The organism is Bacteroides ndongoniae, assembly GCF_900108345.1.
Classification (GTDB): domain Bacteria; phylum Bacteroidota; class Bacteroidia; order Bacteroidales; family Bacteroidaceae; genus Bacteroides; species Bacteroides ndongoniae.
In genome coordinates this window covers 642,996-662,058 of record NZ_FNVV01000014.1, presented here as the reverse complement: position 1 = coordinate 662,058, position 19,063 = coordinate 642,996, and the positions used below count along the sequence as shown (strand labels likewise).

The following is a 19,063-nucleotide window of genomic DNA, read 5'->3' as shown; positions in this document are numbered from 1 at the left end:
TTATGTTAATGTCATCCTGAACGAAGTGAAGGATCTTGATACATGAATAACTGTTTTCGAGATTCTTCGCTTTGCTCAGAATGACAAAATAACAAAAGGTCAGCCACTTTGGGCTTTGGCACACTCTCCTTTATAGAGGAATATATTCGACGAAAGCTTCCATGGCTTCGTAGCTGGCCAGACCCAGTTTGTTGTACAGGTTGGCTGTGGCGCGGTTGCGGTCTTCGCTGCGTTGCCAGAACAGGCGTTCGTCGTTGCCCAGGAACGGGGCGCTTTCCATTTGCGACTGATGCTTGAGGATGGAATTGCGTTTAGCACGCAGTTCTTCCGGACTGATGGGTACTGCCATTTCGATGTTCTCGATTTCCCACTCGGCCCATGCTCCGCGGTACATCCAGATGCGGCAATCCTTCAGCCATTCGGCATCTTCTTCCTTTTCGAGGTCGATAGCGGCAAATACGGCATCGGTGCAGACACGGTGTGTGCCGTGCGGGTCGGCCAGGTCACCGGCTACGAATATCTGGTGAGGCTTCACTTCGCGCAACAGGTTACGTACGATTTCCACATCGGCTTCGCTGATAGGGTTCTTCTGGATTTTGCCGGTTTCGTAGAAAGGCAGATCAAGGAAGTGGCAATGGTCGAGGGGAATGTTGTTGTACGTGCAGGCAGTACGTGCTTCGCCCCGACGGATCAGTCCCTTGATTGTCAGGATGTCGCGCGTGTCCATGTCTCCGTCTTGCTTTTCGCGCAGGTATTTGCGGATTTCAGCGTATTTTTCGTTGATTACCTGGTCCTCGCTGTTATTGAAAAGCTGGTTGAAACCGTTGATGAAATGCAGGAAACGGATCACTTCCTCATCGCCTACGGCAATGTTGCCGGAAGTTTCGTAAGCTACATGTACATCGTGCTTCTGTTCTACCAGACGGCGGATGGTGCCTCCCATAGAAATGACATCGTCATCGGGATGGGGAGAGAAGACAATAACTCGCTTTGGATACGGATTGGCGCGCTCGGGACGGTACGTATCGTCGGCGTTGGGTTTGCCACCCGGCCATCCGGTGATGGTGTGTTGCAGGTCGTTGAATATCTTGATGTTGACATTGTAGGCAGAACCGTAGAGTGCCAGCAATTCGCTCAAACCGTTCTCGTTATAGTCTTTGTTGGTCAGTTTCAGGATGGGTTTGCCGGTAAGCTGACACAGCCAGACAATGGCGCTCCGGATGAGCTTGTCGTTCCACTCGCATGAAGTGACCAGCCACGGGCGTTGGATACGGGTCAGGTTGGCAGCTGCTGACAGGTCGATGGCGATGTGCGCATTGTTGTGGGTCTGCAGGTAAGATGCCGGAATTGTATCGGTGATGTTGCCTTCGACACACTCTTTGATCATTTGCGCCTTTTCTTCACCCCAGGCCATCAGGTATACTTTCTTTGCAGCGAGAATGGTGGATACGCCCATGGTGATGGAGCTGATGGGAGTATTTTCGATGTTGCCGAACATCTTGGAAGCTTCGTTGCGTGAAGCGTTGTCCAGCAAAATCAGACGGGTGGTGGAATTCAGTCGCGATCCGGGCTCGTTGAAGCCAATGTTACCAACACGTCCGATGCCCAGCACTGCAACGTCGATGCCTCCAAAGCTTTCGATGCGCTGTTCGTACAGGCGGCAATATTCGAAGATGGTATCTTTGGCGATGCTGCCACTGGGGCTGAAAATATTCTGCGGGTCAATGTCTACGTGGTTGAGCAACATTTCCTTTAAAGAATTGAGGTTGCTGCTTACCGCATTTTCTGACAATGGGTAGTATTCGTAAAGATTGAACACAATGACGTTGCGGAAACTCAGTCCTTCTTCACGATGCATACGGATGAGGGCTGAATATACGTTACGCGGAGAATTGCCACCGGCTAAAGCTAAAACGCAGAAGCGGCCTGCTTTCTGCTTGTCGCGGATGATCTGCGCAATGTCGAGAGCAACCTGGTTGGCACCTTCTTCGGGTGATTCATAAATGTCTGTCGGTATCTTTTCCAGCCGGGTAAGGACGGAACGTTCGAATGCATTCTCAGGTCTGTAGTACCTGGGGGATACTCTGTTGAGAGTGATTTGAGAACTTAGATTGGTTTTCATAAACTTGTGATATTATAAATGGTTATAATCGTTTTTGAGCCTTTAAGCTGATGAGTCGCAGATTGGATATGCTCTTGTAGAAACTTAAATCTGAAAACAAACAAACTTGCCAACTCAAAAAACAGATAAACTTGCCAACTTAAAAAAAAATTATGAGAGTGTATTGGTTTCTGGTATCAACCGGCCCATAGCCCATACTGCTCTGATCTTGAGATCGTCGTCCATGACGATGATATCGGCGTCTTTTCCTTTCTGGAGTGAACCTTTGCGGTCGTAGACTCCCATGATACGCGCCGGTGTTTCCGAAGCCATACGTACAGCGTCGGCCAGAGGTATGTCGGCCTTTTGCACCATTGTACGTATCAGACGGTCCATTGTGGCAATACTGCCGGCCAGTGCGGAACGGTCGGCCAGCTTGCATACACCGTCTTCGATGATGACGCGAGGGTCGAATGCTTCCTGGCTGTCACTGGCTGCGCAAGCCAATGCATCGGTGATGAGACAGGTGCGTTCCACACCTTTTATCTTGTAGACAAGGCGCAGGATCGTGGGAGGCACATGTATGCCGTCGGCAACTACTTCTACTGTCATGTCGTCCAACAGGTAGATACTTTCTACCGTACCTTCGTACTTGTATTCACGACGCTTGTGGAATCCGGGCATGGCATTGTAGAAATGAGTGGCATGCGTATATCCGGCTTCGTAAGCTGTGCGGATGTCTTCGAATTCAGCCTGTGTATGGGCGACTGATGCCAGTATGCCTTTGGCTGAAATATATTTGCCAAACTGCATGGCGCCCGGCAACTCGGGAGCTGCATCCCATCGCTTGATACAATTCCATTTTTCTACAATGGGAATATATTCATTGGGGTCGGGGTTCTTGATGTTTTCGGGCATCTGACCGCCGGCCATTGCCATATTCAGATAATGGCCTTCGAGATGCAGACCCAATATGGGGCTGTCTTTTTCCTGCATCAGTTTCGTACATGTTTCAGCAGCCTGTTCGATCATAGGCACTGTGGATGAAGACAAGGTGGGGAAAATACTGGTTGTGCCGTAACGCATGTGTGTGTTTACAGCTGTGCGGAATGCATCTTCCGTACATTCCATAAAGTCGCGTCCTCCTCCGCCGTGGGCATGGATTTCTACACCACCAGGCAGTACATACATGCCTTTGACATCGATCAGTTGGGCGCCGATTACGGCGAGGTCGCAATTGGTTACTTCCAATATTTTATTGTCCCTTATCAATACGGAACCGTCTTTAAGCCATCCTTGAGGAGTAAGGATGCGTGCGTTGATTAATTGAGTCAACATAGGATTTAGTTGGTTAGTTTATTAAGATTAAGTATTTTCTTGCCTGTGTGATAAAAACACACTTCAAAATACAAATGTAGGGACTTTTTGCCTATGTTGCACTCATTTATTGCAGGTATTTTCTTTAAAAAGTCAAAATAAAGCTGTCAAAAGATATAGGACGCATTGGAAAATGATAGAAATATATGCCTTTGAACGCTTCCAAATCAGGTTTGGCTAAAAAACGTGGAAGTGGTGTAGTTTAAAATTCTTTAAAAAGAAGGCTCTATGCAGATATTTCTTTATGTTTGGGGTGTTATATACTTAAGTCTTGGATTTATTAAAATTAATAGGGTGCAAAAGGCCTATGATTAAGCATTAAAAGCGGGAAATGAGATCTTGCTATGCTGTTGCTTTTGACTTTGGCAAAGTGGTTATTTCTATAGTGATTTAATTTTCAGCAGAATATAAAAAACGTAACTTAAATATTTAACCGTTTATGAAAAACTGGAGAATTGAAGCGATTATTATCGCCATCGGTATCATTATGCTGGGTGTGATGATACGAAACGGTATCAACGATTTTAGAGAAAAAGATCGGGTGGTAACAGTGAAAGGATTGGCTGAAATGGAAGTTCCGGCTGATAAAGTTGTATGGCCCCTGATGTATAAGGACATCGGGAATGATCCGGCTGTGCTGTATGCTAATCTGGAACAGAAAAACAAGGCAATTGTGCAGTTCCTGAAATCGAACGGAATCTCTGATGATGAAATCAGCATTGCACCGCCCGAAGTAATAGATATGCAGGCTGAACGGTATGCCGACCGTAATGTGAACTATCGTTATAATGCCACTTCGGTGATAACCGTGACATCGAAAAATGTGGATAAGGTGCGTAAATTGATGTCAGAACAGGCCGAACTGATGAAACAGGGAATCACGATAACGGGAGGGGATTACCGGTATAATGTAGTGTATGAGTTTACGGGACTGAATGAGGTAAAGCCGCAGATGATAGAAGAGGCAACCAAAAATGCACGGGCCGCGGCTGAAAAATTTGCCAAAGACTCGGACAGCAAGCTGGGTAAGATACGGAATGCGTCGCAGGGGCAGTTTACGATTACCGATCGTGACGCCAATACACCTTATATTAAAAGTATACGTGTGGTGACTACCGTGAATTATTATCTGAGAAAATAGAAAAACGGTCGGCATCTTGCCATACGGGAAACTTCTTCCGGAAGTTTTGCAGTTGATTGAAAGAGAGTGTTGCGGTGGCAATGCTCTCTTTGTCGTTAGGGACGGACGCCAGCGCTTCTCCTTTGGGCGAGTACAGGATGCTTCCTCCGTTGTAGATAAGTCCGTTTCCGTCTGTTCCAATACGGTTTACTCCGCATGTGTAGCAGAGGTTTTCCTGGGCGCGTGCCTGAAGCAGGATATCCCAAGCATTGCGGCGGGAAGAGGGCCAGCTGGCTACATAAATTAGCAGATCGTATTCGTTGTCGACATTGCGGCTCCATACCGGGAAACGCAGGTCGTAACAAATTAGCAGTAGAATGTGCCAACCTTTGTAAGTGATGATTGGACGTTGGTTGCCAGCTGTGTATTGTTCGCCTTCCATGCCGATGCGAAACAGATGCCGCTTATCGTAAAAGTGGCTTTCGCCTTCGGGGGTAAGGAAAAAGCCACGGTTGTAATAGTGTTGTACCGAAGCGGGGTCGGAATCGCTTGCAATGAAACTCCCGGTAATGGCCATTTGGTATTGTTTGGACCATTGCTGCAGGGTGGTAATGCTCTCTCCGGTCACAGGTTCAGCCAAGGCTGCGGGTGACATGCTGAAACCGGTCGAGAACATTTCGGGCAAAACAAGGATGTCCGTTTTTCCACAGAGGGATTGCAGTTTCTCGTGTACGCGGCGAAGGTTTTCTGTTTTGTTTTCCCAAATGATGTCTGTTTGCAGAAGGCTAATGCGTAATGAGTCCATGACAAGGGTGCGTGATAGAAGTTTGTTATACATCTCCAATCGTGAAATTGGCAGGATGTTTGCCCCGGAATGCTTTGAAGTAAAGCTTTATTTCGCGCATTTCCTTTTCGAAATCTCCTGTAGGGATGACTACTTTGGTGGCATAGATTGTTTTTGACGGATAGTCTACTCCGATGAGTACAATGGGTACCTGCGCTTTCAGGGCAATGTAGTAAAACCCTTTTTTCCATTCTGGATTGGCCTTGCGTGTACCTTCGGGCGTAATGGCCAAATGAAACTGGGTGCTGTTGGCAAATCGTTCGGCCATCTGGTCGACCATGGAAGTTCTTTTATCGCGATTGACCGGGATGCCACCGATCGCTTTGAAAAATATGCCTAACGGGAAGAAAAACCATTCTTTTTTCATCATGAAGCAGGCTTTCCGTCCAAGTGAACCATAGAACAGTTTTCCGATGAAAAGATCCCAATTGGACGTATGAGGAGCGGCACAAATTACGCACTTGTCGTAATTGGGCACTTCCAGACGGGTTTTCCATCCCAATAGGCGGTAAAAGATGAAGCTATAAAAGGATTTCTTCATTATTTATCCTAATTTGCTCATGGCATCAATAATCTCGTTCACTTTAGCGTTGAAGTCTGAATGGAATTTTTTATAGAATCCTTTTACATTGCCCGGTTCGGTGTGGCTGATGCGACTGATAAACTCGTCTTGCATGTTCAGAATTTCGCCCATCAGTTCGTCAGCTTTCTGCTTGTCTGCTCCCGGAACAAATTTACTGATAACCAGACATTCGGTAAACAACTCTCCTGCAATATAGTTAACGCTCTTCTTCAAATTCTTTCTGCTTGCCATAATTTTCCGTTTTTTAAGTGAATAATTGGTTTTCCAAAAATATAGAAGGCTCGATTCTTTACAGGCCAGGACGAAATTGAATGATTCTTTCCTGCAAATAAAAAGCCTGCTAAAAAGTCATTGCCTTTTATTTTCGGTAAAGATACTACTTTTTTATCAATAAAAGGAAAAAAGAAAATATTTTTAGAACAACGCTTGGGTATATTTGTGTTTGCCTGAGAATGGGGTGGTGTGGAAAAAGTCTACAGGCTGATGTGGAGTTTCTACACAATCCACATTGGCGGATTGGTTGGATGGAAGGATTTTGATATGGCTTTATTTGTTGAAAACGAGAGATTTGCGTATCTTTGTACTCCTTAAGCCGGTTTTGGCATCGGACTTGCATTCTTATATCAGAAAATAACAGGGTTAAATTTAATAAACAAACAAGCATGAAACTGTTTTTTACAAAAAAAGAATTGAAGCTGAAGAGAAAGAGAGTTATAGGCATGGTTGCCTGTATGGCTGTATTGGTGGGCGGATACATCATCTGGACATGGCCTGAAAAAGTTCAACCTCAAGTTCCTATTGTAATGGTAGAACCTGCTGCTACCGAGGATGTAGAAATTTACGGCGATTATGTGGGACGTATCAGAGCACAGCAATTTGTGGAAGTACGTGCACGTGTGGAGGGTTTCCTCGAAAGCATGGAGTTTGCCGAAGGTACTTATGTGACCAAAAACCAGGTCTTGTTTGTCATAGACCCCAAGCAATATCGTGCCAAAGCTGACAAAGCGCGGGCACAGTTGCGTAAAGATTCGGCTTCGGTGAGAAAAACCAAGCGCGATTTGGAACGTATACGTCCTTTGTTCGAACAAAACGCTGCCAGTCAGCTCGATCTGGACAATGCTATTGCGGCTTATGAAACGGCCGTGGCCAGCATGGGTATGAGTCAGGCCGATCTGGATCAGGCAGAACAGGAATTGGGATATACGTGGGTGCGCTCGCCGATATCGGGACACATCAGTGAACGTTATGTCGATCTGGGTACGCTGGTGGGTACGGCTGGAAAATCATTGCTGGCTACAGTGGTCAAGAGTGACACGGTGCTGGTGGACTTCAGTATGACAGCACTCGACTATCTGAAAAGTAAAGAACGTAACGTAACTTTGGGACAGAAAGACTCCACCCGTTCGTGGCAGCCTACTGTTACCATTACTCTGCCTGATAATAGTGTGTATCCTTATAAAGGTTTGGTGGACTTTGCCGAACCGCAGGTTGATCCTAAAACAGGAACTTTCTCGGTTCGTGCCGAAATGCCTAATCCTGACCGGGTGCTTCTGCCTGGACAGTTTACCAAGGTAAGATTGCTGCTCGACGTACGTGAGAATGCAACCGTCATTCCGCAAAAGTCGCTTATTATAGAAAAAGGAGGTGCGTATGTGTTCGTCATGCGTCGTGATTCGACAGTGGAACGCCGCTTTATCGAACTGGGACCTGAGTTCGGAAACAGTGTAGTTGTAGAGCGTGGATTGGCACACGGCGAAATGGTAGTGAGTGAAGGCTATCATAAACTCAGCCCGGGTATCAAGGTACGGGTAGGAGAAGCTGTGCCTTCTCAGGAAGAGGAAGAGAATAAGAAGTCATAACCTAAACGCAGAACCAGTAGCATGAAAGTAAGTTTTTTTATAGACAGGCCCGTTTTTTCGGCTGTCATATCTATATTGATTGTCATTGTGGGTATCATCGGCCTGACGATGCTCCCTATTGACCAGTATCCTCAGATTACTCCGCCGGTCGTGAAGATCAGCGCATCGTATCCGGGAGCCAGCGCGCTGACCGTGTCTCAGGCTGTGGCTACTCCGATCGAACAGGAGTTGAACGGTACGCCGGGTATGCTCTACATGGAGTCGAACAGTTCCAACTCGGGAGGTTTTTCGGCAACCGTCACATTTGATATTTCTGCCGATCCTGACCTGGCGGCTGTAGAAATTCAGAACCGTATCAAGCTGGCAGAATCGCGTTTGCCGGCCGAGGTGGTGCAGAACGGTATTGAAATAGAAAAGCAGGCAGCCAGTCAGTTGATGACGCTCTGCTTGACGTCGGATGATCCTAAATTTGACGAAATCTATTTAAGTAACTTTGCTACCATTAATGTGCTCGACCTGTTGCGCCGTATTCCCGGAGTAGGACGTGTGTCGAATATCGGAAGCCGTTATTATGCCATGCAGATCTGGGTGGATCCGGCCCGTCTGGCCAATTTTGGTTTGACAGTGCAGGATGTACAGAATGCATTGAAGGATCAGAACCGTGAATCGGCTGCCGGTGTATTGGGTCAACAACCTGTAACAGGACTTGATATTACAATTCCTATTACTGCTCAGGGACGTTTGTCCAGTGCGGCCGAGTTTGAAGAAATTGTGCTTCGTGCCAATGCTGACGGTTCACTGATACGTTTGCGCGATGTGGCACGTGTTTCGCTCGAAGCGCAGTCGTACAATACGGAGAGTGGTATCAACGGTGGAAATGCAGCAGTGTTGGGTATATACATGCTGCCGGGAGCCAATGCCATGGAAGTGGCCGAGAATGTGAAGAAAACAATGTTGGAAATCAGCAAGAGTTTTCCCGAAGGCCTGTCGTATGAGTTCCCCTTCGATATGACGACTTACATATCAGAGTCTATTCACGAGGTGTACAAAACACTGTTTGAAGCATTATTCCTGGTAATTGTGGTGGTATTCCTTTCGCTCCAGAGCTGGCGTGCTACCGTGATTCCGATTGTAGCTGTGCCTATCTCGCTGATCGGTACTTTCGGATTCATGCTTATCTTCGGGTTTTCGCTCAATATATTGACTTTGTTGGGATTGGTGCTTGCCATCGGTCTGGTGGTGGATGATGCCATTGTGGTTGTGGAGAATGTAGAGCGTATTATGGAGGAGGAACATCTGAACGCTTACGAAGCCACCAAGAAAGCCATGGACGGACTGACCAGTGCTTTGATAGCCACTTCGCTTGTTCTTGCTGCTGTGTTTGTGCCGGTTAGCTTTTTGTCAGGTATTACAGGACAGTTGTATCGTCAGTTTAGTGTGACGATTGCTGTGTCGGTATTGCTTTCGACAGTAGTGGCATTGACGCTGAGCCCTGTGATGTGTTCGCTGATCCTGAAGCCGACTGATCCCAATAAACCTAAAAACCGTGTGTTCCGTGCCATTAACCGCTGGCTCGACTTGGGAAATCACCGTTATGTGGCTATTATCAAGCGTGTCATTAAGAATCCGCGTAGAGTGATGGCTGGTTTTGGAATGGTACTGGTGCTTATCTTTGTATTTTATCGACTGATACCGACCAGCTTCTTGCCTGTAGAAGATCAGGGGTATTTCACAGTAGAGCTGGAAATGCCGGAAGGTACTACTTTGGAACGTACACGTACTGTGACAGACCGCGCCATAGACTTCTTGATGAAGATGCCGGAAGTGGAGTATGTTCAGAGTGTTGCCGGTACCAGCCCGCGTGTGGGAACAAGTCAGGCGCGCAGTCAGCTGACAGTGATTCTGAAGGAATGGAAGGAACGTGACGATACGACTATCGATAAGATTATGAACCGTGTGAGCCGTGAGTTCAATGAATATCCCGAGTGTAAGGTATATCTGTCGACTCCGCCTGTTATTCCGGGACTGGGTACATCGGGAGGTTTTGAAATGCAGCTCGAAGCTCGTGGTGATGCTACGTACGAAAATCTGGTACAGGCAGCCGATACTTTGATGTATTATGCGTCGCAACGTAAGGAGCTGAGCAGTCTGTCTTCGTCATTGCAGGCCGAGATTCCACAGCTGTATTTCGATGTAGACCGCGACAAGGTGAAAATGGTGGGAGTACCTATGGCCGATGTATTTTCAACGGTGAAAGCCTATACGGGTTCGGTTTATGTGAACGACTTCAATATGTTCAACCGTATTTATCGTGTGTATTTGCAGGCAGAAGCATCTTATCGTGAGCATCGCGATAATATCAACCTTTTCTTCGTAAGAGGAAGCAATGGTGCCATGATTCCGCTTACTGCACTGGGTAATACAGAATATACGACGGGACCTGGAAGCATCAAACGTTTTAATATGTTCAATACGGCTGTTATCCGTGGTACGGCAGCTCAGGGCTATAGCTCGGGACAGGCAATGGAACTGATGGAACAGATTGCCCGTGAACATTTGCCGGATAATATCGGTATTGAATGGAGTGGATTGTCTTATCAGGAAAAGCAGGCTGGCGGACAGACAGGTCTGATTCTGACACTGGTATTCCTGTTTGTATTCCTTTTCCTTGCTGCGCTTTACGAAAGTTGGAGCATCCCCATCGCTGTATTGCTTTCGTTGCCGGTGGCTGCGTTGGGAGCTTATATGGGTGTTGCGGCATGTGGACTTGAAAATGATACTTATTTCCAGATCGGTCTGGTAATGTTGGTGGGACTGGCTGCCAAGAATGCCATCCTTATCGTAGAGTTTGCTAAAGACGAAGCCGATGCCGGAAAGGATGTTGTACAGGCTGCCTTACATGCTTCACACTTGCGTTTCCGTCCTATTCTGATGACTTCATTGGCCTTTATCCTGGGTATGTTGCCTATGGTGATTGCCAGCGGACCGGGTTCTGCCAGCCGTCAGGCTATCGGTACGGGTGTTTTCTTCGGAATGATTGTGGCGGTTACGGTAGGAATCGTGCTGGTACCTTTCTTCTTTGTCATGATATACAAGGCGAAGAACAAGCTGAAAAAGGTGCGCTCGTAAAGGACCTGAGTTTTTATCTACAAACAATAAATAACAGATTATGATACATACCTTATATAATAGACTTTCGTTGTTTCTTGTTGCCCTTTTGTTGCTTTCGGGGTGTCAGCTGGGCAAACATTATACACGTCCGGAGCTCGAACTGCCAGCTTCGTTGCAGGATTCGGCTCACCGATCGGATGCCTTGTATACCGATACAACCAGTTTTGCCGATTATCCCTGGGAGTGGCTGTATGCGGATACTTTGTTGCAGGGACTGATTCGCAAGACACTGGTTTATAACAAAGACATGCAGATGGCTGCAGCCCGGGTGAAAGAACTGGCCGCTATGAAGCGCATTGACGTTGCCAACATGTTCCCTTCGGTCGGACTACGTGCTTATGCAGAGAAAGAAGCTGATGATTATGGTGGTGATCACTACAATCCGGATAATGAATTTGAACTGAAAGGAGTGATTTCATGGGAACTTGATCTTTGGGGAAAACTTCGCTGGGCGCGTGATGCCAGCCTGGCAGAGTTTGTCGGTTCAATTGAAAGTCGGCGTGCTTTGCAGATGAGTCTTGTGGCACAGGTGGCTCAGGCTTATTTCGAACTGGTGGCACTGGATAACGAGTTGGCTATTGTACAACAAACGTTAGAGGCACGTCGGGAGAGTCTTCACCTGGTACGTTTGCGTTATGAAGGAGGACTTATTTCTGAAATTCCCTTCCGTCAGGCGCAGGTGGAATTGGCGAAAACTGAAACTTTGGTCCCGGATTTGGAACGAAAGATTACGCTGAAGGAGAATGAATTGTCTTTCCTGACCGGTGAGTATCCGCACAGCATACGGCGTACACCTATTACGGTAGATATCGTGTTGCCCGAGAATTTGCCTGTAGGTCTTCCTTCCACTTTGCTTGAACGTCGTCCAGACGTTCGTCAGGCCGAGCAGGATTTGATAGCAGCCAATGCAGCGGTAGGTGTGGCTTTTACGAGCCTGTTCCCCAGTATTACACTGACTGCAAACCTGGGTGCTGAGAGTGAAGAACTGTCGGACATTCTGAAGTCGCCTTATCATTTGCTGAGCGGTACACTGTTGCAACCTATCTTTGCCATGGGCAAGAATCGCGCCCGTCTTAAAGCCAAGAAGGCCGCTTGCGAACGTGCTGCTTATGCTTACGAGAAAGCTGTGCTCAGTGCATTCAAAGATGCCTATAATGCAATTACCGAGTTCAATAAGATTAAGGATATCTATGATACGCGTCAGCGTCTGGAACAGTCGGCCAAGTCCACGCTCGAACTGGCACAGTTACAGTATGTGAACGGAGCTATTGGTTACATGGATCTGCTCGATGCCCAGCGTACCTATTTCGATGCCCAGCTTAGTTTGAGCTATGCCATCCGTGACAAGCGTATTACGATGGTCAACCTTTACAAAGCACTTGGTGGGGGATGGGAATAAGCTGAAAAACGCAACTCTACTACGGATAACTCCGGTTTTTACAGGTTATATATCTTTTGCTTGTCAACAAGAGAAAATCCCTGTGAAAATCGGAGTTATTCGTGATAAGAGTTTGTTTGGGAACCAGGATTCTTTTTGAAAGTAGGAGGCATTCAGTACAAAGAAAACCTGCCGAATTAAGATGTTGCTTTCATTCCGTCATGTTGACCGGAACGAAGCGGAACCGAATCATCTCCATACTTATTTAGAATCATAATTCTCCTATCGCTTTTAATACAAGGAACAAAATCAGCATAGCGGCAAGGCTGAAGGCCAGGAGGTTGAATAAACCTGATGTAAGCAGACACTTTACAGTAGTCTTGCCCCATCCATCGCGGTAGACGGTGTGCATGGATACAAGCTGGTAGAACAGCAACACCACAGGTGAGAGGAAGATAATGGCATCTTGTACAGTACCAGTGTTGATATCGTTGTCACGTCCCAGGTTGAATTCCCAAAGTAAGATACTTGCAGGTACGGCCATCAGTACAAGCAGGAAACTGCTCAGATGTGTGGCATGGGCAAAGTGTTCCATGTATCGTCGGCGTGGATAGAAAGCCTTAAACAGTAATGCCTGTAGGGGCAGGAGGAACATCAGGAACATGGGGGTCCACTTGGACAACTGACCCAGTACGAACGATGCCGTGGCCTGATGGTGAAGCTGGTCTTTCTGATCAATACGCGTCATCCAGTCATACGTGTCAGCTGTAATACGTCCTGTTACCGAGTCGCTAGGCATGTTGTGGTAGAACAGTTCTTCCTCATCCATTTCGCCCAGTTTGGCAGTCTTGCGCAATATGTTGGCTTCAGTCTGATTCTCCTCGTGAAGGGCAGTACGTGTCAGGCAGGAGTCGAAGAGCAGGCGGGGGATCGTGACCAGATTCAGTTCGTCGCCGCGGTCCTCGTAATGCAGACGGACAAGGCTGTCGGCCTGTGTTGCTCCGCGTGCATCCAGCACCTTGCGCAGCGTTTCCATATTGTAGGCGTAGATGGTAGTGTCTGGCAGTGTTGTAGCATCTGCCTGTCGCAGCGTGTTCATCACTGTGTCAGGAATCTGTTCTCCTGCCATTGTCAGCAGTGCACGTCCGGTAATCCGTTCGGTAGCCATGAAGAAGAAGGTGAAGAACACGACGGAAATGAACATGTATAGGCGGAAGGGGTGAACGTAGGAGTTGATTTTACCTTCGTTGAACTCGTTGGTCAGAAATCCCGGTCGGGTAAACATCAGCCGGAGCGTCATCCATACCTTACCGTCGAACTGATACATGTTTTCGAAGTACTGACGGATGTATTTCCACATGGGCTGATGGATATCGAGCGCATACTGTCCACACTGGTGGCAATACATGCCTTTCAGTTTCGTTCCGCAATTCATGCAGTATGTGTAGCTGGGGCGGGTATGACGACGGATACGGCGCAGACGCATGGCTTCGATGTTGCGACGGATACGTCGTCGGCGTTGGTTGAGTATTTCAGTGATTCTCATTGTTCATTCTTTATTTTTCATTCTTTCGTTCTTTATCTCATTTATATGGCATCTGCTTCCGTTGCCAGTAACCATAACAATAGGGCACTAGCCAGCAACGTGGCTATAAGGGTGAACAAGGTAAAAAACAGCAAGGCTTTCAAGCTTGTTTTCACCCACCCCTGGCGGTAGACTGTATGGAAAGACACCAGCATATAGATGAACATGACAAGGGGGAAACCGACAAGGGTGATGCGAAGAGAATTCAATTGTACTGTGTTGAGTGTCTGCTGGTTTGCCAACAGATCGTCGATGCCGTATGCGAAAAGCGGTATCAGCGGAACACAAAGCAGGATGAGGAAGACGGTGTTCAGATGGATAGCATGAACAAAATGCCACATGTAAGGCATACGTTTGCTTTTGTAGAACAGTTTTAGCATGGCTGCAAAAAGAGGTAGGAGGAACATCATATAAAAAGGTGTCCATTTGGAAAGGCCCCCTACAACGTTGTTGGTAAACTGTTCCTTTTGCAGAGTATCTACTTCTGCGTCTTTCTCTACGTCATCGGTCCAAATGTAGACTTTTTGCGGTTGCAATACCAGGCTGTCGTTTTCTGTACGTATACTGTCAACCCGGAAAGCCCGAATGGCTGCTACGTTGTCAGGACCGTAATTCTTGCCGTCTATCCAGTTTTCTATATTCAGATTTTTTAAGGCACGTGCTTGTTTGATGAAATCCCAGTCTTGTTGCGCGATCTTGGTCTGGCGGAAACAGGAGTCAACCAGCAGGCGGGGAAGGGTAGTGCGCGAGAGGCCATAAGGATTGTCTACGGGCTGGAAGCGTATCAGGCTATCAGCATTTTCCATATTGAAACGCAGTGAGAGGGTTTTGACCAGTCGGGGGACTTGATACAGGTAAACGGTAGTATCGGCCTTGGTTTCGGATTTCTTCATCTGCTCTACAATATTACTGCGGAGCAATCCGTCGTTCAGGGCGTTGAAATCGTTTGCCCGTTCACCCACCAGCATGAAGAATACGGCGAAGAATACCACCGAGATACACATATATAAACGGAAAGGGTGAACGTAGGAATTGATTTTGCCGGCATTGAATTCGGCGGTAAGAAAGCCTGGGCGCGTGAACATGTACCACAGGGTACGCCATATCTTGGTGTCGAATTGATAAACGTTTTCGAAATATTGCCGGATGTATTTCCAGAATGGTTGCTCGACATCTAACGCGTACTGTCCGCATCGGTAACAGTACATGCCTTCCAACGGTGTGCCACAGTTTTTGCAATAGGAATATTTGGGTATTTTCTTTTTACGTATCCGTTTCAGACGGACAAGTTCTATTTTGCGGTGTACACGCCGTGAGCGTGTTTCCCAGTATTCTTTCCACTTTTTTAGCATACGATGTAGTATTGATTTCCTTGCTTATCGGGCGGCAAAAATATAAAAAATGTGATAGATACTTACTTTTCGCTACCAAAAGTTATGTAATCTACCGAAAAAAGCCGAAATTTGCGAGGTTTTAAAAATGTATATACACCTTTAAATTGAATAAATATGACTAAAAGTGCATTGCAGATTGCAAGGGCTGCTTATCAGCCCAAACTTCCGAAAGCGTTGAAAGGAAATGTAAAGGCTGTGGCAGGTGCTGCTACTCAGTCTGTTGCTGACCAGGAAGAAATCAAGAAATTGTTCCCTAACACGTATGGAATGCCTTTGATTAAGTTCGAGGCTACCGATGAAGCTACCAGCTTCCCCGCTTTTAATGTGGGTGTGATTCTTTCAGGTGGACAGGCTCCTGGTGGACATAACGTGATTTCCGGTTTGTTCGACGGTATTAAGAAACTGAACAAAGACAGCCGTCTTTATGGCTTCATCCTTGGCCCTGGCGGTCTGGTAGACCATAATTATATGGAGTTGACAGCTGATATTATTGATGAATATCGTAACACCGGTGGTTTTGATATCATCGGATCGGGTCGTACCAAGCTGGAGAAGGAAGATCAGTTCGAAAAAGGATATGAGATCTTGAAAGAATTGAATATCAAAGCTCTGGTTATTATCGGTGGTGACGACTCTAATACCAATGCCTGTGTATTGGCCGAATATTATGCAGCCAAGAATTATGGTATACAGGTAATCGGTTGTCCTAAGACTATCGACGGTGACTTGAAGAATGAAATGATTGAAACCAGCTTCGGATTCGATACTGCCTGCAAGACTTATTCTGAAGTAATCGGTAACATCCAACGTGACTGTAACTCAGCACGCAAGTACTGGCACTTCATCAAGCTGATGGGTCGTTCGGCTTCTCACATCGCTTTGGAGTGTGCCCTGCAGGTACAGCCTAACATCTGTATCGTTTCAGAAGAGGTAGAGGCAAAGAACATGTCTTTGGACGATGTTGTAACTTACATTGCCAATGCTGTAGCTGCCCGTGCTGCCGAAGGTAATAACTTTGGTACGGTTCTTATCCCCGAAGGTCTGATCGAGTTCATTCCTGCCATGAAACGTCTGATTGCCGAACTGAATGACTTCCTGGCTGCCAATTCAGAAGAATTTGCACAGATCAAGAAGTCTGCTCAGCGCGACTATATTATCCGCAAGCTGTCTCCTGAAAATTCAGCTATTTATGCAAGCCTTCCCGAAGGCGTGGCACGCCAGCTGACTTTGGATCGTGACCCGCACGGAAATGTACAGGTATCTCTGATCGAGACTGAAAAACTGTTGTCTGAAATGGTTGCAACTAAGTTGTCTCAGTGGAAAGCCGAAGGCAAGTTTGTTGGCAAGTTTGCTGCTCAGCACCACTTCTTCGGTTACGAAGGCCGTTGCGCTGCTCCTTCTAACTTCGATGCAGACTATTGCTACTCATTGGGTTATACAGCAGCATCGCTGATTGCTAATGGTAAGACCGGTTACATGTCATCTGTACGCAATACTACAGCTCCTGCTGAAGAATGGATTGCCGGTGGTGTGCCCATCACTATGATGATGAACATGGAACGCCGTAACGGTGAGATGAAACCTGTGATCCAGAAAGCATTGGTTAAGCTGGATGGTGCTCCTTTCAAGGCTTTCGCCGCACAGCGTGACCGTTGGGCTAAAGAAACGGATTATGTATATCCGGGACCGATCCAGTACTTCGGACCTACAGAAGTATGCGATCAGCCTACTAAGACATTGCAACTGGAGCAAGGTAAGTAATGTATTATAAGCAAGGCTTGTCAGTCCTGGACTGACAGGTAGATAGGCTACAAGGCAAGTAAACCGGTATATGCCGTTTTACCTCCTTGTAGTCTTTCGCTTTATAGAGATTTTGGGCAATTCTTTTTTATTTTCAGGTTATTATTAAAGGTTTATATTTTGTCCACTAAAAAAAGAAACACAGCAAGCCGTAAGCCCTCTTCTTCTTCCCGTTCTTCGGGCGGACGCAGGGTAAAAAGACAGACTCAGACACGTACGATGCCTAAATGGTTGCGCAATGTGCTGGCTGTATGCATAGTTTTGTTTCTTTCGGCATCTTTTTATTGGTTTTTTGTCCGTCCTTATGCTTATCGTTGGAAGCCTTGTTATGGCAGGAAGGGGTATGGCGTATGTATACCTTGCAGTTACGAAGTGCATGGAATTGACATTTCTCATTATCAGGGAGATATTGACTGGCCGATGCTGGCACGTAACAGGCAGTCCGATTTCCCGATTCATTTTATTTTTATGAAGGCTACCGAGGGAGGAGATCATGGTGACTCTTGTTTTGCCAGAAACTTCAGTAAAGCACATGAATATGGTTTTGTTAGGGGAGCATATCATTATTTTATTCCCCAGACAGATCCTGTGAGACAGGCCGATTTTTTTATTCATACCGTACAATTGGACAGTGGAGACTTGCCACCGGTACTTGATGTGGAAACTCTTGGCCGTAAGACTGTGGATGAATTGAAGGCCTCGGTGAAAATATGGCTCAATCGGGTAGAACAGCATTATGGCATTAAGCCTATTTTATATACTTCGTATAAATTCAAGCAACGCTATCTTAACGACTCAGTCTTTAATACCTATCCTTATTGGATTGCTCATTACTATGTGGACTCTGTTCGTTACAGGGGGCGTTGGGACTTCTGGCAACATACAGATGTAGGGCGTGTGCCGGGTATTGAAGAAGAAGTGGATTTGAATGTTTTTAATGGAACATTGGAAGAGTTGACAGGGATGACACTGAAGTGATTGCGGCATTTTTATCTGTTTTGTTCACAGATGATTTGCGCCTTTTGATAAGATAAGATGCAGTTAGGTTTGGTCAAATTTGAAAACTTTGGTTTTCATTTGTCTCTGCGCTCACCTTTCATTATCTTTGCCGGCTCAGAAGTAGAAAGGTATAGTTTTACTTATTTAGGAAAAAGTATGGATAACGAACAGAAAAAGATTGCAGTTCTTTTCGATTTTGACGGAGTTGTCATGGATACAGAAAAGCAGTATAGCATATTCTGGCATAAGATTGGAGTAGACTATTTGTCCATGGACAATCTCGAACTTCTTATTAAAGGTCAGACGTTGACTTACATATATGATAATTTCTTTTCGGGAAAAGAACAGGAATTACAGAAAATAACAGAGCAGCTGGATAACTTCGAGCAACAAATGAAGTACGAATATATTCCGGGTGTGCTCGATTTTATTGCAGATTTACGGAAGCATGATGTAAAGATCGCAGTTGTAACAAGTTCGAATGATAAAAAAATGGGAGCTGTTTACCGTGCCTGTCCGGAAGTGAAGACACTTTTCGACCGGATTCTGACTGCGGAGATGTTTACCCGTTCGAAACCTGCTCCCGATTGCTTCCTGTTGGGGATGGAGGTGTTTGGCACTGAGCCCGAAAATACATATGTTTTTGAAGATTCATTCAATGGACTGAAAGCCGGTATGGCTTCTGGGGCGAATGTCGTCGGACTGGCTACAACCAACTCCCGTGAGAGTATCGCTCCGTTCTGCCATTATATTTTGAATGATTTCGAAGGTTTCACATACAAGAAAATGCTCGAAATCCGAAAATAGGAACCTATAGGGAAGAGGCAGAAACTTATATTTATTTGGTACATG

General features: G+C 46.3%; 14 protein-coding genes. 7 read left to right on the top strand and 7 right to left on the bottom strand.

Annotated elements, in window-relative coordinates; all coding sequences use genetic code 11:
- Nucleotides 1-130: 130 nt before the first annotated feature.
- Together BQ5591_RS13725 and nagA are read right to left on the bottom strand one after the other, a co-directional pair.
- Nucleotides 131-2,122, bottom strand: coding sequence for a glucosamine-6-phosphate deaminase (locus tag BQ5591_RS13725; RefSeq protein ID WP_022163451.1), 1,992 nt, complete (start codon nt 2,120-2,122; stop codon nt 131-133).
- Between the two features lie 150 nt (nt 2,123-2,272).
- Nucleotides 2,273-3,439: an N-acetylglucosamine-6-phosphate deacetylase gene (nagA, locus tag BQ5591_RS13720; protein WP_022163450.1), complete on the bottom strand. Its 1,167-nt coding sequence runs from the start codon at nt 3,437-3,439 to the stop codon at nt 2,273-2,275.
- A gap of 478 nt (nt 3,440-3,917) precedes the next feature.
- Between nagA and BQ5591_RS13715 the strand changes: the two genes are divergently transcribed.
- A complete protein-coding gene (locus tag BQ5591_RS13715; protein ID WP_071149777.1) occupies nt 3,918-4,619 on the top strand; it encodes an SIMPL domain-containing protein in 702 nt (233 codons plus the stop codon).
- On the opposite strand, the gene BQ5591_RS13710 is transcribed toward BQ5591_RS13715, so the two are convergent.
- From BQ5591_RS13710 to BQ5591_RS13700, 3 genes are read right to left on the bottom strand one after another with little or no spacing between them, the layout of a single operon-like run.
- Nucleotides 4,591-5,403: an amidohydrolase gene (locus BQ5591_RS13710; RefSeq protein ID WP_071150729.1), complete on the bottom strand. Its 813-nt coding sequence runs from the start codon at nt 5,401-5,403 to the stop codon at nt 4,591-4,593. The genes BQ5591_RS13715 and BQ5591_RS13710 overlap by 29 nt on opposite strands.
- A 25-nt stretch (nt 5,404-5,428) precedes the next feature.
- Nucleotides 5,429-5,983, bottom strand: coding sequence for a 1-acyl-sn-glycerol-3-phosphate acyltransferase (locus tag BQ5591_RS13705; protein ID WP_071149776.1), 555 nt, complete (start codon nt 5,981-5,983; stop codon nt 5,429-5,431).
- A 3-nt stretch (nt 5,984-5,986) separates the two neighbouring features.
- Nucleotides 5,987-6,256 (bottom strand): hypothetical protein, encoded by a 270-nt coding sequence (locus BQ5591_RS13700; RefSeq protein ID WP_022163446.1) that lies wholly within the window; start codon nt 6,254-6,256, stop codon nt 5,987-5,989.
- Between the two features lie 431 nt (nt 6,257-6,687).
- On the opposite strand from BQ5591_RS13700, the gene BQ5591_RS13695 reads away from it, so the two are divergent.
- From BQ5591_RS13695 to BQ5591_RS13685, 3 genes are read left to right on the top strand one after another with little or no spacing between them, the layout of a single operon-like run.
- Nucleotides 6,688-7,884, top strand: a complete 1,197-nt coding sequence (locus BQ5591_RS13695; protein WP_071149775.1) for an efflux RND transporter periplasmic adaptor subunit — start codon at nt 6,688-6,690, stop codon at nt 7,882-7,884.
- A 21-nt stretch (nt 7,885-7,905) separates the two neighbouring features.
- Entirely contained in the window at nt 7,906-11,013 is a 3,108-nt protein-coding gene (locus BQ5591_RS13690; RefSeq protein WP_022163444.1) for an efflux RND transporter permease subunit, read from the top strand.
- Between the two features lie 37 nt (nt 11,014-11,050).
- Nucleotides 11,051-12,454, top strand: a complete 1,404-nt coding sequence (locus BQ5591_RS13685) for an efflux transporter outer membrane subunit (protein ID WP_071149774.1) — start codon at nt 11,051-11,053, stop codon at nt 12,452-12,454.
- A 250-nt stretch (nt 12,455-12,704) separates the two neighbouring features.
- On the opposite strand, the gene BQ5591_RS13680 is transcribed toward BQ5591_RS13685, so the two are convergent.
- Entirely contained in the window at nt 12,705-13,979 is a 1,275-nt protein-coding gene (locus BQ5591_RS13680) for a DUF3667 domain-containing protein (protein WP_071149773.1), read from the bottom strand.
- A gap of 41 nt (nt 13,980-14,020) precedes the next feature.
- Nucleotides 14,021-15,370 (bottom strand): DUF3667 domain-containing protein, encoded by a 1,350-nt coding sequence (locus BQ5591_RS13675; RefSeq protein WP_071149772.1) that lies wholly within the window; start codon nt 15,368-15,370, stop codon nt 14,021-14,023.
- Nucleotides 15,371-15,526: 156 nt separating this feature from the next.
- On the opposite strand from BQ5591_RS13675, the gene BQ5591_RS13670 reads away from it, so the two are divergent.
- The 3 genes from BQ5591_RS13670 (at nt 15,527) to BQ5591_RS13660 (ending at nt 19,018) form a co-directional block, all read left to right on the top strand.
- Nucleotides 15,527-17,173 carry a diphosphate--fructose-6-phosphate 1-phosphotransferase gene (locus BQ5591_RS13670; RefSeq protein WP_071149771.1) on the top strand — a complete coding sequence of 549 codons (1,647 nt, stop codon included), beginning with the start codon at nt 15,527-15,529 and terminating at the stop codon, nt 17,171-17,173.
- Nucleotides 17,174-17,332: 159 nt separating this feature from the next.
- Nucleotides 17,333-18,190 carry a glycoside hydrolase family 25 protein gene (locus BQ5591_RS13665; protein WP_394331808.1) on the top strand — a complete coding sequence of 286 codons (858 nt, stop codon included), beginning with the start codon at nt 17,333-17,335 and terminating at the stop codon, nt 18,188-18,190.
- 177 nt (nt 18,191-18,367) lie between these two features.
- Nucleotides 18,368-19,018: an HAD family hydrolase gene (locus BQ5591_RS13660; RefSeq protein ID WP_071149769.1), complete on the top strand. Its 651-nt coding sequence runs from the start codon at nt 18,368-18,370 to the stop codon at nt 19,016-19,018.
- Nucleotides 19,019-19,063 lie beyond the last annotated feature (45 nt).

Bases quoted from the DNA above. Each gene is read 5' to 3' on its own strand.
- BQ5591_RS13725 (WP_022163451.1), bottom strand. From the start codon at position 2,122: ATGAAAACCAATCTAAGTTCTCAAATCACTCTCAACAGAGTATCCCCC.
- nagA (WP_022163450.1), bottom strand. From the start codon at position 3,439: ATGTTGACTCAATTAATCAACGCACGCATCCTTACTCCTCAAGGATGG.
- BQ5591_RS13715 (WP_071149777.1), top strand. From the start codon at position 3,918: ATGAAAAACTGGAGAATTGAAGCGATTATTATCGCCATCGGTATCATT.
- BQ5591_RS13710 (WP_071150729.1), bottom strand. From the start codon at position 5,403: ATGGACTCATTACGCATTAGCCTTCTGCAAACAGACATCATTTGGGAA.
- BQ5591_RS13705 (WP_071149776.1), bottom strand. From the start codon at position 5,983: ATGAAGAAATCCTTTTATAGCTTCATCTTTTACCGCCTATTGGGATGG.
- BQ5591_RS13700 (WP_022163446.1), bottom strand. From the start codon at position 6,256: ATGGCAAGCAGAAAGAATTTGAAGAAGAGCGTTAACTATATTGCAGGA.
- BQ5591_RS13695 (WP_071149775.1), top strand. From the start codon at position 6,688: ATGAAACTGTTTTTTACAAAAAAAGAATTGAAGCTGAAGAGAAAGAGA.
- BQ5591_RS13690 (WP_022163444.1), top strand. From the start codon at position 7,906: ATGAAAGTAAGTTTTTTTATAGACAGGCCCGTTTTTTCGGCTGTCATA.
- BQ5591_RS13680 (WP_071149773.1), bottom strand. From the start codon at position 13,979: ATGAGAATCACTGAAATACTCAACCAACGCCGACGACGTATCCGTCGC.
- BQ5591_RS13675 (WP_071149772.1), bottom strand. From the start codon at position 15,370: ATGCTAAAAAAGTGGAAAGAATACTGGGAAACACGCTCACGGCGTGTA.
- BQ5591_RS13670 (WP_071149771.1), top strand. From the start codon at position 15,527: ATGACTAAAAGTGCATTGCAGATTGCAAGGGCTGCTTATCAGCCCAAA.
- BQ5591_RS13660 (WP_071149769.1), top strand. From the start codon at position 18,368: ATGGATAACGAACAGAAAAAGATTGCAGTTCTTTTCGATTTTGACGGA.